At 41.4% G+C, this 15,250-nt stretch carries 17 protein-coding genes; 9 read left to right on the forward strand and 8 right to left on the reverse strand.

Annotation, left to right across the window (positions count from 1 at the left end; genetic code table 11):
• Positions 1 to 81: 81 nt before the first annotated feature.
• From ftsY to rpmG, 3 genes are all read right to left on the reverse strand, one after another.
• A complete protein-coding gene (ftsY, locus tag DSL64_RS20210; protein ID WP_115832747.1) occupies positions 82 to 1,044 on the reverse strand; it encodes a signal recognition particle-docking protein FtsY in 963 nt (320 codons plus the stop codon).
• Between the two features lie 150 nt (positions 1,045 to 1,194).
• A complete protein-coding gene (locus tag DSL64_RS20215) occupies positions 1,195 to 1,347 on the reverse strand; it encodes a DUF4295 domain-containing protein (RefSeq protein WP_015813059.1) in 153 nt (50 codons plus the stop codon).
• Between the two features lie 105 nt (positions 1,348 to 1,452).
• Entirely contained in the window at positions 1,453 to 1,635 is a 183-nt protein-coding gene (gene rpmG / locus DSL64_RS20220) for a 50S ribosomal protein L33 (protein ID WP_015813060.1), read from the reverse strand.
• A 277-nt stretch (positions 1,636 to 1,912) separates the two neighbouring features.
• Here rpmG and DSL64_RS20225 point away from each other — a divergent pair, with 277 nt between their 5' ends.
• The 3 genes from DSL64_RS20225 to DSL64_RS20235 all read left to right on the forward strand — a co-directional run bounded on the left by DSL64_RS20225 (position 1,913) and on the right by DSL64_RS20235 (position 5,184).
• Positions 1,913 to 2,443, forward strand: a complete 531-nt coding sequence (locus DSL64_RS20225) for a c-type cytochrome (RefSeq protein WP_115832748.1) — start codon at positions 1,913 to 1,915, stop codon at positions 2,441 to 2,443.
• Between the two features lie 96 nt (positions 2,444 to 2,539).
• A complete protein-coding gene (gene gatB / locus DSL64_RS20230; RefSeq protein ID WP_115832749.1) occupies positions 2,540 to 4,036 on the forward strand; it encodes an Asp-tRNA(Asn)/Glu-tRNA(Gln) amidotransferase subunit GatB in 1,497 nt (498 codons plus the stop codon).
• 26 nt (positions 4,037 to 4,062) lie between these two features.
• A complete protein-coding gene (locus DSL64_RS20235; protein ID WP_115832750.1) occupies positions 4,063 to 5,184 on the forward strand; it encodes a TlpA disulfide reductase family protein in 1,122 nt (373 codons plus the stop codon).
• 75 nt (positions 5,185 to 5,259) lie between these two features.
• Here the strand turns inward: DSL64_RS20235 and DSL64_RS20240 are convergent, their stop codons facing one another.
• Complete coding sequence (locus tag DSL64_RS20240; protein ID WP_115832751.1) at positions 5,260 to 6,132, reverse strand: NAD(P)H-binding protein; 873 nt, start codon at positions 6,130 to 6,132, stop codon at positions 5,260 to 5,262.
• Positions 6,133 to 6,151: 19 nt separating this feature from the next.
• Here DSL64_RS20240 and DSL64_RS20245 point away from each other — a divergent pair, with 19 nt between their 5' ends.
• Entirely contained in the window at positions 6,152 to 7,156 is a 1,005-nt protein-coding gene (locus DSL64_RS20245) for a gliding motility protein GldB-related protein (RefSeq protein WP_115832752.1), read from the forward strand.
• Between the two features lie 101 nt (positions 7,157 to 7,257).
• Positions 7,258 to 8,343: a complex I subunit 1/NuoH family protein gene (locus DSL64_RS20250; RefSeq protein ID WP_115832753.1), complete on the forward strand. Its 1,086-nt coding sequence runs from the start codon at positions 7,258 to 7,260 to the stop codon at positions 8,341 to 8,343.
• Positions 8,344 to 8,360: 17 nt separating this feature from the next.
• On the opposite strand, the gene DSL64_RS20255 is transcribed toward DSL64_RS20250, so the two are convergent.
• The 3 genes from DSL64_RS20255 to DSL64_RS20265 all read right to left on the reverse strand — a co-directional run bounded on the left by DSL64_RS20255 (position 8,361) and on the right by DSL64_RS20265 (position 10,762).
• Positions 8,361 to 8,819 (reverse strand): DUF3299 domain-containing protein, encoded by a 459-nt coding sequence (locus DSL64_RS20255; RefSeq protein WP_115832784.1) that lies wholly within the window; start codon positions 8,817 to 8,819, stop codon positions 8,361 to 8,363.
• Between the two features lie 61 nt (positions 8,820 to 8,880).
• Positions 8,881 to 10,089, reverse strand: coding sequence for an ABC transporter permease (locus DSL64_RS20260; protein WP_115832754.1), 1,209 nt, complete (start codon positions 10,087 to 10,089; stop codon positions 8,881 to 8,883).
• Between the two features lie 46 nt (positions 10,090 to 10,135).
• Positions 10,136 to 10,762: an ABC transporter ATP-binding protein gene (locus DSL64_RS20265; protein ID WP_115832755.1), complete on the reverse strand. Its 627-nt coding sequence runs from the start codon at positions 10,760 to 10,762 to the stop codon at positions 10,136 to 10,138.
• A 248-nt stretch (positions 10,763 to 11,010) separates the two neighbouring features.
• On the opposite strand from DSL64_RS20265, the gene DSL64_RS20270 reads away from it, so the two are divergent.
• From DSL64_RS20270 to DSL64_RS20285, 4 genes are read left to right on the forward strand one after another with little or no spacing between them, the layout of a single operon-like run.
• Entirely contained in the window at positions 11,011 to 12,030 is a 1,020-nt protein-coding gene (locus DSL64_RS20270) for a DUF6089 family protein (RefSeq protein WP_229217163.1), read from the forward strand.
• Positions 12,031 to 12,078: 48 nt separating this feature from the next.
• On the forward strand, positions 12,079 to 12,741 hold the full coding sequence (gene porG, locus DSL64_RS20275) for a type IX secretion system protein PorG (protein ID WP_262512418.1): 663 nt from the start codon (positions 12,079 to 12,081) through the stop codon (positions 12,739 to 12,741).
• Between the two features lie 51 nt (positions 12,742 to 12,792).
• Positions 12,793 to 13,290, forward strand: coding sequence for a DUF2911 domain-containing protein (locus tag DSL64_RS20280; RefSeq protein WP_115832787.1), 498 nt, complete (start codon positions 12,793 to 12,795; stop codon positions 13,288 to 13,290).
• Positions 13,291 to 13,311: 21 nt separating this feature from the next.
• Positions 13,312 to 14,208, forward strand: coding sequence for a trypsin-like peptidase domain-containing protein (locus DSL64_RS20285; protein ID WP_115832756.1), 897 nt, complete (start codon positions 13,312 to 13,314; stop codon positions 14,206 to 14,208).
• A gap of 8 nt (positions 14,209 to 14,216) precedes the next feature.
• On the opposite strand, the gene DSL64_RS20290 is transcribed toward DSL64_RS20285, so the two are convergent.
• Complete coding sequence (locus tag DSL64_RS20290) at positions 14,217 to 14,912, reverse strand: YjjG family noncanonical pyrimidine nucleotidase (RefSeq protein ID WP_115832757.1); 696 nt, start codon at positions 14,910 to 14,912, stop codon at positions 14,217 to 14,219.
• Positions 14,913 to 15,250 lie beyond the last annotated feature (338 nt).

Consider the following 15,250-nt stretch of genomic DNA (forward strand, 5'->3'; position numbering starts at 1 on the left):
TAGCTATCCGGATTTCGTGGATAGGTAATATACGTAATTTTGACCTGAGAGAAAAGTGAACGCTGGTTTATGAAAGAATGACTACCCGATCTTTTTGAAAAGTGAGTCTACGAATTCGCTTCTGTCAAACACCTGCAGGTCGTCCATCGCTTCCCCTACACCGATGTATTTAACCGGAATTTTAAATTCGTCGGAAATGCCTACCACAACTCCGCCTTTGGCAGTACCATCCAGCTTGGTCACAGCGAGAGCAGTTATTTCAGTTACTTTGGTGAATTCACGAGCCTGTATCACCGCATTCTGACCAGTACTTCCGTCCAGGACCAGCAGCACTTCGTGAGGGGAATCCGGAATGATTTTCTGCATCACGCGCTTGATTTTAGACAGCTCGTTCATCAGGTTCACTTTGGTATGTAACCTTCCGGCAGTGTCGATTATAATCACATCCGCACCGATTTCCATACCTTTTTTCAGTGCGTCATAAGCTACAGAGGATGGGTCGGTATTCATACCATGGTCAATAACAGGAACATCGACTCTCTTTCCCCACAATTTCAATTGCTCCACAGCTGCGGCACGGAAAGTATCAGCGGCCCCGAGCACAACTTTATGCCCTCTGGACTGAAACTGGTGCGCCAGTTTGCCAATGGTTGTTGTTTTACCTACGCCATTTACACCCACAACCATGATCACATAGGGTTTGGGGAGATGCGCTGTTTCAAAACTATCGGTGAAATCAACAGATTTATTTTCGGTAAGCAGGGCTGCTATTTCTTCACGTAGTATAACATCCAGCTCAGCCGTAGTCGCGTATTTGTCACGGGCTACACGCTCTTCAATTCGCTTGATGACTTTCACGGTCGTCTCTACGCCAACATCGGAGCTTACCAGAATATCTTCCAGTTCGTCAAGAACCTCTTCATCAATGGTTGTCTTACCCACGATAGCGCGCGAAAGCTTACCGAAGAAGCTGTCCTTGGTCTTTTCCAGACCTTTATCCAATGTTTCTTTTTTCTCCTTTGAAAAAAAATCAAATAAGCCCATATCAGCGTAGGTGAATGTCGGTGAATTAAGTGTGCCCGTGCTATTCTTTACACGGGTTTGCTATTATAAGCCAAAATTAAAACAAAAAAAGTCCCGATAGGGACTTTTTAAAATGCAATATTGTCAGCAATGACTGAAAAACGATTAGTTTCAGTTTTTCAATGCTCCTTGTACGCCGTCAAGAGGTACAATCTCTTCTTTGAAGGTATAAGCTCCTGTTTTAGGAGATTTTACGGCTTTAATGACTTTAGCAAAAGCCTTACCGCCTTCTTTTTTCAGGGTAGCAACTACTTTCTTTGCCATGTCTGTATATTTTAAGTGTTATCGGTTTATCAACAATATATATTCAAGACGAACTCTGATTAATTGTGATTAACCAGATACACCTTTCTAAATCTTAAGGCAGCCTTATTTAATCTCTTTATGCAGAGTATAACGTCTCAGGAAAGAATTGAATTTCTTCAACTCCATACGGCCAGGCGTATTCTTACGATTTTTTGTGGTCACGTACCGTGACATACCTGGTACACCGCTTTCTTTTTGCTCAGTGCACTCTAATATAACCTGTACTCTATTACCTTTCTTAGCCATTGCGTTAATCGTTTTTACAAATAGGACTGCAAAAGTAAGAACATTTCAGATTATTCACAATAATTTATTTCAAATAAAAAATAAAATTCTGAGAATAAAATTTTACAAGTTAGTTATATGTGTCTTTAAATGAGTTAATTATGAGTAATTAAAGATAGTTTTTATGATTGGGGAGGTAAAATTTATGAGGGAAATTTAACGCAAACTTAGTTTCTTCGTGGTATAGATTATCGGGAAACGCGATAACATGGCGGAAATTTTTTAAATTTTTAAAACAATGACACTTAAAAAAAGTACTTCGCTGGCAATTATTGCTCTGGCGGTTTCGGTATGGATGGGTTGTTCTTCAAAGGAAGATAAAGCAAAGTATGACGAATATTACGGATCAGCAAGCAAGGCTCGTGAGGAAGCGTCTCTTGTGAATATCCAGAATGACAAAAAGAATGCTAAGCCTGCTGAAGCACCTGCTGCGACTACCACAGCAACATCCGGTACTCCCGGAGATACAGCCAAAGCAGGTGAAGCTGCACCAGCTGCCGAAGCTAAGCCGCAACGTAAAGCTGTACCGGCTGAAGTGTCTGCATTGCTGAACAAACATGCATGTTTCGCTTGCCACCAGGCATACGATAAGGTGATCGGGCCGGCATATGCTGACGTAGCGAAGAAAAAATATTCTGTTGATGAGATTGTGGCGCTTGTTCATAGTCCTAAACCAGAGCACTGGCCAGGATTTCCTCCGATGGCTCCTATGACGCATGTTCCGAAAGGAGATATTGCTATCATTGCTAACTGGATCAACTCCCTATAGTAACAGATAGTTGACATCATGTCATTATAAAATACGGGTCGTTCATAACATGGACGACCCGTATTTGTATCTTTGTGAAAGCATTTGCAACATAATATGACTCAATCTGAAATTTCTCCCTCAACAATAAGTGAAGAAGTACTGGCCGGTTACGAAAGTGTGATTGGTTTGGAAGTTCACTGTCAGCTACAGACAGAATCCAAATTGTTTACTTCTGACCTGAATATGTTCGGGACGGAGCCAAATACCAATATTGGCCCCATTACGATTGCTCTTCCGGGAACGCTGCCTAAGGTGAATAAGAAGGCAATTGAATATGCTGTCAAAATGGGGCTGGCCTGCGATTGTTCTATCAGCCGCAGAACTATTTTTGATCGTAAAAATTACTTCTATCCTGATCTTCCAAAGGGATATCAGATTTCTCAGGATAAAAAACCGATCTGTGAAAATGGAGGGGTAACCATCACTACTAAGGGTGCTGATGGTAAAGACGTGGAGAAGAGAATACGATTTCATCATATTCACCTGGAAGAAGATGCAGGGAAATCAGTTCACGATGGGAGCGATACTGCCACGTTACTAGATTACAACCGGGCCGGAACTCCTTTGGTAGAAATGGTGTCTGAGCCGGATCTGCGTTCTGCAGATGAGACCGGCGCATTCGTTACCGAAATTCGCCGTATTGTACGCTACCTTGGTATCAGCGATGGGAATATGGAAGAGGGATCTTTGCGTTGCGATGTGAATGTTTCAGTGCGCAAAAAGGGTGATACAAAGCTTGGTGTGAAGGTGGAGGTGAAGAACATGAACTCCATACGGAATATGATGCGGGCGATTAATTTCGAGACAACCCGTCAGATTGGTTTGCTTGAAACCGGCGGACAAATTTACCAGGAAACGAGGATGTTCGATGTGGAGTCCGGCAATACGTACGGTATGCGTATGAAGGAAACCATGAATGATTACCGGTATTTTCCGGATCCGGATTTGAGTCCGGTTGTTATTTCGGATGAGTGGCTGGCATCAATACAGGCTTCTATGCCTGCCTTACCAAAGGAACTGCGTGAAAAATTTGTTGAGGTTTATGGTATTCCGGCTTACGATGCACTGGTACTGACTGATACAAAGGAAATTGCGGACTACTTTGAAGCAGTTTGCAGCAAAACGAATTTATATAAGCAGGCTTCTAACTGGCTGATGGGACCGGTTAAGTCGTACCTGAATGAGCATGAAGGAGATATCGCCAAATTCCCGGTAAGTCCTGATAGTCTGGCAGCATTGATTGAACTGAGTGAATCAGGCACAATTAGTCATTCTGTCGCATCTCAGAAGGTATTTCCGGTCATGCTTGCAGAGCCGCATCGCGCTCCGGCAGAGATTGCTGAAACAAATAACTGGCAACAGAACAGCAATACCAATGAACTGGAAACGTTGGTAAATGAAGTACTTGCAGCTATGCCCGATAAAGTGGATGCCTACAGAAAAGGTAAAAAAGGATTGCTTGGATTGTTCGTTGGAGAGATCATGAAAAAATCGAACGGAACAGCAGATCCTAAACTGGTAAACCAGCTTCTTGGCAAGCAGTTAAACTAATCGTTTCACTACTCTAATTTTAAAAGATGAAGAAGTCATATCAGAAGTTTTTTCTAACGGCTACTCTGCTATTGGGTACTCTGGTAACCTTTGCACAAATTTCACCATTAGAATTTACTGTGAATGGAAAAGTGCAGGGCGGTGCCAAAGGAGAAAAAGTGATTTTGTTACAGTCGGCTGCCAACGGGACAGGCGTTAAGGTAGATTCTGCGCAACTAGCTGCCGATGGAAGTTTTACTATTAAGGGTACAGAAAAAGACAGAGGTAGTTTTTTTACACTTAATATCGCTGATCGCCAAAGAGCGGTATTGCTTGTAGAAGGTGGTGAAACTTTTAATGTAAAAGCAGGAGGACAAGGCAAAGTGCTGGTGTCAGGTTCTAAAAATATGGAGTACTACTCCCAAATTGATGAGCTGATGCAAAATTTCGCAGCGAAGGTTACGAAATGGAACGAGGAATTCGCTGAAGCAGAAGAAAAGAAAAACACGAAGAAAGTACAGGAAATCCAGGCTGCCTATGCTGCGGAAGATAAGGTGAGACAGGATGTCATTAAAAAAATGTTACCGGAAATGGGTACGTCATTGGTTGCACTTTTTACAGCCAATAATTTCCTGAATCCGGATCAGGACATGGATATACTGAAAAGTTTGGCAGCTGATTTTGAAAAAGTAAATCCTGTTCCTACGCTGGCACAAGGCTTTATCGGACAAATTAAACGTGCCAAAGGAGTTGCTGTAGGAGAGATTGCTCCTGATTTTACGTTAAATGATCCGGAAGGTAAACCTGTTCAGTTAAGCTCGTTAAGAGGTAAACTGGTATTGATTGATTTCTGGGCTTCGTGGTGCGGGCCTTGCCGTCAGGAGAATCCTAATGTGGTAAGGATGTATGACAAATTCAAAGACAAAGGTTTTTCAATATATGGCGTTTCTCTGGATAAAGAAGCAAATGCATGGAAAGCAGCCATCAAAAAGGATAAGTTGACCTGGCATCATGGTTCTGATTTGAAATTCTGGAATTCGGTAGTAGCACAGACGTACGGTGTAAGCGCTATTCCGGCTACTTATCTTTTGGATAAAGAAGGAAAGGTTATTGCTAAAAACCTGCGTGGAGCTGCACTGGAAGCTAAATTGACAGAACTTCTTCCTTAATAAACAGAAGGTAATCAGATTCAATATGAATGTATGTCAAGTCCGCCGGATGTGTCTCCGGCGGACTTTTTTAGTTTATGGTTTCAATTCGTAATAGAACTCCAATGGATTGGGATACTTGAAATTGCTATCGTAGTGTTCATTTAGTTTGTCCCCTGAAATAATCTTGTAATCCGGAGCGGTTTCAGGTTCAAGATATGTGGGTGTTTCCCATCCGAATTGTTTGCAATTGCTGTCATATACCTCACGTCGGGTAGGATGAAGGGGAGCAACTACGTTAAATGTTTCATTCTGAATTTGTTGCTCAATCATCATTGCCATCACCGAAACTGCATCTTCGGGATGGATATAATTAACGGGTAGTGATCCCGTTGTCAGCCCTTTTTTACCCTTCACATATTTACCCGGTATTCTGTCTAAACCAATGAGACCCGCAAGACGGAGTATAGCTACTGTTCGTTCGGTTCGTAAGTTGGTAATCATGTTTTCGGCAGCAACCATTTCTGCCGACGCAGATTGTTCAGGTAAGTTGACGTCCGTTTCGTTTACAATACGATTGAGATCAGGATAAACACCGGTCGAACTCAGGAAAATAATTTCTTGTATTGAGGAGTCTTTAATTTTCTCAATTACATTTTTAACTTGCTGCAGATAATGTCCTGGCTCACTTTTGCTCAGGCGCGGAGGCAAAGAGATCACAAGTGTATCTGTATCGAAAAAGTGGGCTATCGTACTGTCCGGTGCTGTAAAGCTGGGGTTCAGGTTGAATAAAAATCCCTCAATTCCTTCGTTATTCAGGAGAGCTAACTTTTCCGGAGAAGTAGTACTGCCTTTTACCTGATATGAAATATCCTTTTGAAGCAGGCGTTTAGCTAATGGCAGCCCGAGCCAGCCACATCCCAGAATGCTTATTCGTTTTTTTTCTACTTTTGATTTTTCGTTTAACATTTCGTTTTCCTTTAAGCCAATGACCTTCTTTCGCAATCTGGCCATTTTAAGTTGTCTTTATTTTTTAGTCTCTGCCTGTAAAACTGATAACCGGGAAATAGCCGATGTGTCTTCGGTAGAAATGGATATTTCTTACGAAAATCTTGATCAGGAGCTTTTGAATAGTAAATCGGTTAAAGATGTACAAAGTTTCCTGAATCAGCATAATTACCTGAAGACGCAGTACTTCGCAGATGGACAAACAGATACATCCCGGTTGGCTGAACAGCTGTTTGGTATTATCCAAAATCCGGGATTTCAGGATTTCAGTACGCAGGTGGATTCCATTATCGGAGATAGAAAAAGTCAGATTATCGAGCCTTTGCAAGATGCGCTGAAGAGAGTTAAATTAATTTATCCTGATTTCAAAGCGCCTGAAATAAAGTTTATAAAAACCGGGTTTACCGGCAGCGATCTTTATGTATCGGACTCACTGATCATAGTCGGACTCGATTTCTTTGCAGGTCCCAAAGCCTATTTTCGCCCCAATGTATTTGATTATCAGTTGCGTAAATATCAGAAGGAGTACATTGTGCCATCAATTGTATTCTATTTGTCCAATCAATATAATCAGTTGGAAACCGATCCTACCTTACTTTCTGAAATGATTGGTTATGGAAAAGGGTATGCATTTGTTAAGCAAATAATGCCTCAGGAACCGGATAGCCTGGTCTTTGGATTGTCAGCTGAAAATTTGCAACGTACGTATAACAGTCAGCAGGATATATGGGCCTACTTTATGACTAATAAGCTTTTGTATGAAAAAAATGAGCTTAAAAAACAGAAGTATATAGGAGAACGACCTTATACAACGGAAATAGGAGATAAAGTACCCGGAGGAATTGCGAAGTGGCTGGGATGGCGGATTGTGGAGTTATATCTGAAAGAAAATCCTGATGTGACGTTGGCAGAGTTGATGAAGAATGGAAATTCTACGTTGATTTTACAGGAATCGGGGTATAAAGGGCAAAAGGACGAAGAGTAGTGAAGTTTGGATTACTTTTATGATTAATTTTACTTTGTCCAAATCACATTCCGTGACTCTATCTGATACATCGGAATGATATCAACGATTGATTTTCTGCAATGCCTGTAACATTACTTATTTTTCTTCTTGCTGTACCTGGTTTCGTAGTATTAGGTGTGTACCTTGAACGTAAGGTTTCTGCCTTTATACAAGACAGGATGGGGCCGATGGAAGTGGGAAAATGGGGTTTGCTTCAGCTTTTTGCCGATTTGCTCAAACTTTTGCAGAAAGAAGATATCGTACCCAAAGCTGCCGATAGAAAACTATTCCTGATTGCTCCAATTGTCATTTTTGTGTCTGTGTTTGCGGGCTTTGCAGTGGTTCCGCTGGCTCCTGGTTTGAGCGGATCGGGTGCTGCTGTAGGTGTATTCTTTCTGATGACTATTGTTTCTGTAGATGTAATCGGGCTGTTAATGGCAGGCTGGGGCTCCAATAACAAATTTGCTTTATATGGTGCGATGCGTGCAGTCGCGCAAATCATTTCCTATGAAGTACCGCTTGGTCTTACGATCCTTTGTGTGGTGATGCTTTCACAAACCCTGGATTTACAGGTAATCAGTTTCCAACAGGGTATATTCAGCGCTGAAAATATTTATTTGTTCGGGATTAAATCGCTTGGAATAGACGTGACGCAAATAGGAGGATTTTTAACATGGAATATTATTCGGAATCCATTTTTGCTGATTGCGTACATTGTATTCTTTATTGCTTCTCTTGCTGAATGTAATCGTGCTCCGTTCGATCTGCCAGAAGGGGAGTCCGAGCTTGTGGCAGGTTTTCATACAGAGTATTCCGGTATGCGCTGGGCCCTGTTTATGCTTTCAGAATATGGTATGATGCTACTTGTGTCTCTTCTTGGAGCGATATTGTTTCTGGGTAGCTGGAATACACCTTTCCCTAATATTGGCCCGCTCCGGTTGGCAGACTGGACCAGCGGTGAACCCGGCACCTGGTTCGGCTATATTTCGGGTGCTTTCTGGTTATTAAGCAAAGCTCTGGCAGGAGTTATCATCCAAATGTGGGTACGCTGGACATTCCCCCGTCTGCGGGTAGATCAGCTGATGTATCTGGGTTGGAAAGTACTTACGCCGGTTGGACTTGTGCTATTTTTTATATCAGGTATCTGGCGCCTGATCGGTATTTAAAACAATCTTTGGAGTCATTACTCTGTAATTTCTGCAGCGTCCAGAATGTAATTCATTTGATAAATATCATCAGCATTCAGCTTTAGAGTTCCTGTCAGAGTCAGACGTTCGTCTGTTTTGAACTTTCTTCCTTTTTTCTTGAAATTCAATGTCATTACAGTTTCAGGACCAGCTCCGCCGCAAAAAAAACAAGCGCTGAATGGAAATGCAGAAAGGACATAAAGATTTGCGTCAAGGTCTACTGGTAATATGTAACCAGTAATAGTAACCTGTTGATTTTTAAGCTTCTGAACGCCCGGTCCGAATGTCGGGTGAAGCATGTAAATAGATTCTTCGGCATACCATTTTTTCTTAAATGTCACATCGCGTAATTGTTCCCAGGTTACCTTGATAGGCGCTTTAGGATCAGAAGCAGGCGTGAAAGCAGATAGAGATGCGATAAGAGCGAATAGAATGATGAAGCGAAAATATCTCATGTTCAGGATGATTGATTTAAAAAGCATAGATTCAGGCACTATAACAAAGCTACAAAGAATATCATTCCTCAGCCAGCGTACGTGATATATTGAGTCGGTAGATCCCTATGGATGGCAATGCAGCAGCAAGCAGTCCTATCAATATAGCACCGCCCAGTAACATTAACTCTTCGGGAAGTATGCTAAAATCTTTGAGCGAGTAATGAAAATCTTTTTCTGCTGAATGATTAAAAGCATACAATCCAGCGCGGCTTAAAATAATACCGGCCGCATAACCCATTACAGCAAGCATCAATCCTTCCAGAAGTAGCATCAGAAACAGTTTGGTTCTTGTTGCACCCATAGAAAGCATGAGAGCCATTTCGTATTTTCTTTCCTTCAAAGAATTGTAAAGCGAGATAAAAACGCTTACTCCCGCAATGCTGATAATGATGATGGCCAGTGCACGTAGCGTCTCTATACCTATGCCTAACAGAGAAAATAAGCGGTTGATCTCTATACTGGGTAGGGCAGCCTGCATGGAAGTATTCTCATTGATCTGGCGGGGAAGTGCAATCAATCCCATCGGATTTCTGAAGCGAATCAGCGCGCTGGTAACTTGTTTTTCTTCCTCATGATGCTGTTCTTCATGCTCTTCGTGAGCACCCTCTTCTGCATGCTCGTGAATATCCCATACGCTTGAAAGACCTGTTAATATCACCTGGTCAATCACAGAACCTGTGGCTTCATATATACCAACAACCTTGTATTTTTTATCCCCATGTTCATCTCCTCCGGCGTCCAATCCGTGCGAACTGGCAAATGTGCTGCCAATTTTGAGCGCGCCGGAAGCGGCGACTTTGCTGCCGATTACCACCTCCATCGATTCATCAAAAGACTTTCCTTGCGAAATTTTGGCTTCAAAATGTTCCGGATAGGCTGCTGTGGTTCCCACAATCCGAAAGCCATTGAAGTTGTCACCCATGGAAAGTGGGATCACTGTTTTTACAAAGGGGTTTCGTTTTAAAGTATTTACTTCGTTGAGAGGAATGTTTCCTGTAGGAGCATCAATCTGATAAATACTGGATAAAATAATTTGTAGCGGACTTCCCTTTGCCCCGACAACCATATCAATGCCACGGATATTTCTTCTGAATTGTTCATCAAGCTGTTTATTCAGAAGCAGAAGCAGAGAGATTATGCCTATACCAAGCGTCAGGAGCAATACACTCAGGAAGCTATTGAGCTTTTTTTCTTTTAAATTGGCTATACTGATTTTGAAGAGATTCATATTGTATCATTGCCTGTATCCGGCGGGAACTCTGTTAGAAATGTAATTATAGAAAGACGCGGTTATGAAATTCGTCTTTCAGGCGCTGATCATGCGTCACGACTACAAGACTAGCTCCTATCTCAGCGGACTGTGTTTTGAGCAGACTGATTACTCTGGCACAATTGTCGTCATCCAGACTTGAGGTGGGCTCGTCGGCCAGAATCACGCTTGGATTATTCATCAGCGCTCTGGCAATGCTTACACGTTGCTGTTCGCCTTGGCTTAATTGATTCGTCTTTTTTGAGAGGTGGTCTGCAAATCCCAGTTCCTGTGCAAGGAATCGCGCTTTCTCCTTGTCCAGTTTTTGTCCTGCGAAATAATTAGGTAGTAAAATATTATCAATCACTGAAAGTGAGCTTGTAAAATGAGCACGCTGGTAGATAATGCCGATCTGGCTTGCTCTCACGCTAGTGATTTCAGCTATGGAGAGGTTACGGATCAGCTTATTGTTGATCGCTATTTCACCATGCTGAGGCTTCAATAACAAGGCGAGCAAATGAAGCAATGTGGTTTTTCCTTTTCCGGATTGGCCAAGTATAAGTAAAGTTTCTTTATCACCACAGGCGATATCCGGAAATGTGAAGTGTTTGTGATTGGAATAGGAAAATTGCAGATTCTTACTTGTAATCATTACAATGCAGGATTTTGGACTATACAATTATAAGCAAGTTTTCACCTTGTTCCTGCCCGTAACCATTATTTTATTATTACAATGAGGCTATTGATACAGAGAATAACCTGTATGTAACTGAAATTCGAAAATAGGATTATATAAATTTTGTTCACTCTCCAAATAAATGAATGGGAAATACGTTGAAAAGGAGATATAATCTGTGGAAAACCATCAACTATTATATTTTTGCACAAAAAAGATTTCAAATGCGTAGAAAATCTGAACTGAAAAAAGTATCCGGAGCATTGTCAATGATCCTGATCTTAAGTTTTCTAATGACGGATGCCCGTGTGATGGCACAAAGCCGGGGTATCTTTATGCCCTACTCATCTGTAGGTTTTGGGTTGGGGACTTCCAACTATTATGGAGATATGGCTCCTTACAGAAGGCCGATTGCCTCAACATTTACCATGATGCGTTGGAGTGTTGCAGGAAACTATACAAGACACTTTACACCACGATTAGCTGCCAGAGCTAGTTTTACTTATGCACGTATTGCAGGAGATGATTACGTGATGAACAGAGGTTCAAAACACCAGAGTAATATTTTCTTTGCCCGCAACCTTCATTTCCGTAATGATCTGAAAGAATTTTCAGTACAAGGTATTTTTAAATTGACTCCTGACAACAGAAGCTATGACAGACGTCCCCAGTTCGGAGCTTATCTGTTTGCCGGGATTGCACTTACTGCTCACAATCCGAAAGCATTGGATTCTCTGGATAATGGAACCTGGGTGAAATTGCAGCCCCTGGGTACGGAAGGGCAGGGGAATGCAGGATATAAGGATAAATATTCTTTAATAACTTTCGCAATACCTGTCGGTGTTGGTGTAAGATATAAAATCAATTCACGATTTGATATTTCAGCTGAGCTGGGTTTCAGAAAGACTTTTACTGACTATCTGGATGATGTAGCGGGTGCCTATGCGGATCCTGCATTGTTTGCTGATAGTCCTGTTGCCGCTCACTTCGCAAACAGAACGCAGGATAGAGTTGCCGTGAGAAAAGGCGCAGACAGAACTGAAGGTCTCCAAAAGTTTGTACAAGCCAATTATGTCGGAACTGCTCCTGACGCTGATCCTTATGCAGTAATGCTTCAAAATGGTTTCGGCAATCCCGGGACAGACAGAGGTAATAGTCCAAGTCTGAAAGACAATTATCTGATCGGTCAAATCCAGATACATTACATAATTCCGGCTCAAATCAAATGCCCTCCATTGAGATAAAATGTTGTTCCTTTGACTACTAATCATACATATACTAGAAATAGATACTTGTCGTTACTGGCAAGTATTTGTTGTTTTATAATTTTTTTAACGTCATCTGCTTCAGCTCAGAAAATTGAGTTGGGAGCAGGACTCGGGGGCTTTAATTATAAAGGAGATATCGCGCCTCACCTGAGGCTACGTTTTTTTAAACCCGGAGGAAGTCTGTTTTTTCGCTATAATCCCAATTCGGCTTTATCCTTACGTGCAGAAATTGCAGGCGGGTTAATAGGAGCCGATGACGCTGTAAGCAATGATCCGTTTCAGCAGGCAAGAAATATGTCTTTTCGTACGCGCATTATTGAAGGAAGCGCGGTTGCAGAATATAATTTCCTTGATTATAAAGACAGACGTTTTGCCGTAAACTGGACGCCTTATGTTTTCGGCGGAATAGGAATAAATAGTTTTAAACCCAATATCGTAACATCTGAATATAAAACCAGTGGGCTTGTATTGCCTTACGGTGTAGGCATTAAGTACCAGTTTAAGCGCCCTTGGAATTTAGGAATTGAGTACGGGGCAAGGAAGACTTTTACAGATTATTTGGATAATTTGGGTGGCGATCCGATATCGACGGACAAACTCGTACAGGGTGATCCTTCAACAAAAGACTCCTATTATTTTCTTAAACTTTCTGTTACCTACACCTTCTACCGTATTTTCTGTCCCTGATTGCCTGTGAAAAAAGCGCTCTCCTTATCTTTTCTTTTTGCTTTTATAGTTATGGCGGGATTTTTCGGTTATCGTCGCTATAGCCGATCTTTAAGTCCGGCAGCTTCGGTGGTGTGGGAAAAAGATAAGTTGAATGTGGAAGTCCTGTACGGTCGTCCGGCAAAAAAGGGTAGGTATATTTTCGGAAGAGAAAAGGATAAAGCATTGGTTCCTTATGGAAAAGTATGGCGTACCGGGGCCAACGAAGCAACAGAGGTAATTTTCAAAGAAGACGTCAACTTTAGAGGTGAAAAATTGAATGCAGGCAGTTACTCGTTGTGGACAATTCCAGGTCCTGGTAGCTGGATTGTGATTCTTAATTCGGAAACAGGCCAGTGGGGAACAGAATATAATGACGGAAAGAATCTCCTAAAAGTAGAAGTGCCGATCCGAATTCATCCGAAGGCGCAAGAGCTGTTTTCTATATATTTCGAAGAAATTCAAGGTGGAGTCAATATGGTTCTTAGTTGGGACCAGACAGAAGCTGTTATTCCTATACAACCCAGGTAAATATTTACCAGCCCTTTTTCTATGTTTGTTGAAGCCATTGAGTCAGTTGATCAGTTTACCCGCCCCATTCATTTTATTCTCCGTTATTACAATGGCAGTGATATAGTACCCGGAACAGCTACCTTATTTTTTGTTAATCAGGATGGTTTTGCAGTGACTTGCAGGCATGTGGCCAGGCAAATCTTATACGCGAATTCTATTTACGAAAACTATGTGAAATTTAGTGGCGAGCTCAGAAAGTTTGAGCGTGACCCGGGGTTACAACGGCAGCGAACAATTCTGGAATCTAAGTACCGTATCAATACTGAAACACCGATCAGGATATTATTTAATTTTATTAATTGTGTTTCTGCTTACAAAAGCCTGACTATTCACCTGCATCCTACACAGGATCTGGCAATTATTCAGTTTCGTGACTTTGAGAGTGTTCAATATTCTGGTCATGCCAGGTTTCTGAAAGATACGCGCTTCATCAAGCAAGGGCGTTATCTCTGCAGATTAGGATATCCCTTTCCTGAATTCACAAACTACCGTTACAATAAAGACATTAACGATATCGAATGGCTCAAAACAGGGAGGATTCATACTCCGGGTTTTCCTATAGATGGAATTGTAACGAGACATATTGGTGACCAAAATGAAGTAACAGGCATAGAAATGAGCACACCCGGACTGCGTGGACAGAGCGGAGGACCTCTTTTCGACCGTAGCGGGCTGGTTTATGGTCTTCAGAGTTCCACCCGTCATTTACATCTTGGGTTTGATCAGATAAATAAGGAGGTAATGACAGATGGACAACGTAAGAGAGTATCCAACTATCCTTTCTTAAATGTAGGTCAATGTGTGCATGCTGATGTAATCAAACAATTCCTCAGAGAGAAAAAGGTAACATTTTACGAAGAAGACTATCAGTTATAAAATGTTAATCAAAGGATTAGCATTAACTCTTCCAGCCGTCTGATATCGTAAGTTGGGTTTTGATCAAATTTCAGTCCGGCCGGATTGTAATAAACTGTATCGAGCCCGAATTCGCTGGCACCCATAATATCTGCAATCCAGTTGTCTCCGATCATGATGCATTCGTCATGAGTTGCGTTGGCCTTATCCAGTGCGTATGCAAATATGCCGGGATCGGGCTTTTTTGCGTTTGCATTTTCAAATGTTACAATGTTTTCGAAATAATGGCTTATTCCGGAGCTGGCAATTTTCCGTGCCTGGATTTCCGTGAAACCATTTGTAACGATATGCATTGAGTAGCCACTTTCCCGGGCGTAATCCAAAGTTTCCAGAGCACCTTGCAACAGGTGCTTTTTGGAAGGAAGCGTATGCAGGTATAGTTCACCTATTTCCAGATGATTGGGAGGACATGCAATCCCAAGCTCTTCAAACACCATCAAAAAACGTTTTTCACGAATGTAGGAGTGAGGTAATCTGCCTCTGTCGAAGTCATCCCAAAGTTTAGTGTTTATTCGAATAAAGCAGTCTACAAAATTTTCCATAGAGCTTACACCATGATCGGCTAGTGATAACTGGTGAAAGATATCCTGAAGTGATTCGGAGGAGTTTTTCTCAAAATCCCATAGCGTATGATCAAGGTCGAAAAAAAGATGTTTATATTTCATTTCTCGGAATAATGCAATTCTGTTTTTTGGGTTATATTGTGTGTTTAAGGTATTTTTTTTGGGTATAAAACAAACCTTCGATCCAAAGCATATTTGCTTGTCGTATATTATTTGATAAGTTCAATATTTTGGAGTAATATGAATAGGAAAACGATTTTTTGAGGAAATAGTTATAATCAGGCCTCTAGATTGTTAACATCTGTTAATTGAAAATAATTTGTTCAAAAAAGAAACATAAACATTTGCAAATCATTTCCCAAATCCATTTCTTTGATTAACAATATTAAAAATCATCTGATTTTTACTTCATTATATCACTAAAACAGAAAGGAGAAACA

It is taken from the genome of Dyadobacter luteus, assembly GCF_003383615.1.
In the GTDB taxonomy this organism is placed as follows: domain Bacteria; phylum Bacteroidota; class Bacteroidia; order Cytophagales; family Spirosomataceae; genus Dyadobacter; species Dyadobacter luteus.

Coding starts and splice junctions, on each gene's coding strand:
- DSL64_RS20240 (WP_115832751.1), bottom strand. CDS start 6,132: ATGTTAAACGAAAAATCAAAAGTAGAAAAAAAACGAATAAGCATTCTG.
- DSL64_RS20270 (WP_229217163.1), top strand. CDS start 11,011: ATGCGTAGAAAATCTGAACTGAAAAAAGTATCCGGAGCATTGTCAATG.
- DSL64_RS20255 (WP_115832784.1), bottom strand. CDS start 8,819: ATGAGATATTTTCGCTTCATCATTCTATTCGCTCTTATCGCATCTCTA.
- DSL64_RS20290 (WP_115832757.1), bottom strand. CDS start 14,912: ATGAAATATAAACATCTTTTTTTCGACCTTGATCATACGCTATGGGAT.
- DSL64_RS20280 (WP_115832787.1), top strand. CDS start 12,793: ATGGCGGGATTTTTCGGTTATCGTCGCTATAGCCGATCTTTAAGTCCG.
- gatB (WP_115832749.1), top strand. CDS start 2,540: ATGACTCAATCTGAAATTTCTCCCTCAACAATAAGTGAAGAAGTACTG.
- DSL64_RS20260 (WP_115832754.1), bottom strand. CDS start 10,089: ATGAATCTCTTCAAAATCAGTATAGCCAATTTAAAAGAAAAAAAGCTC.
- DSL64_RS20250 (WP_115832753.1), top strand. CDS start 7,258: ATGCCTGTAACATTACTTATTTTTCTTCTTGCTGTACCTGGTTTCGTA.
- DSL64_RS20225 (WP_115832748.1), top strand. CDS start 1,913: ATGACACTTAAAAAAAGTACTTCGCTGGCAATTATTGCTCTGGCGGTT.
- DSL64_RS20235 (WP_115832750.1), top strand. CDS start 4,063: ATGAAGAAGTCATATCAGAAGTTTTTTCTAACGGCTACTCTGCTATTG.
- DSL64_RS20245 (WP_115832752.1), top strand. CDS start 6,152: ATGACCTTCTTTCGCAATCTGGCCATTTTAAGTTGTCTTTATTTTTTA.
- DSL64_RS20285 (WP_115832756.1), top strand. CDS start 13,312: ATGTTTGTTGAAGCCATTGAGTCAGTTGATCAGTTTACCCGCCCCATT.
- ftsY (WP_115832747.1), bottom strand. CDS start 1,044: ATGGGCTTATTTGATTTTTTTTCAAAGGAGAAAAAAGAAACATTGGAT.
- rpmG (WP_015813060.1), bottom strand. CDS start 1,635: ATGGCTAAGAAAGGTAATAGAGTACAGGTTATATTAGAGTGCACTGAG.
- DSL64_RS20265 (WP_115832755.1), bottom strand. CDS start 10,762: ATGATTACAAGTAAGAATCTGCAATTTTCCTATTCCAATCACAAACAC.
- DSL64_RS20215 (WP_015813059.1), bottom strand. CDS start 1,347: ATGGCAAAGAAAGTAGTTGCTACCCTGAAAAAAGAAGGCGGTAAGGCT.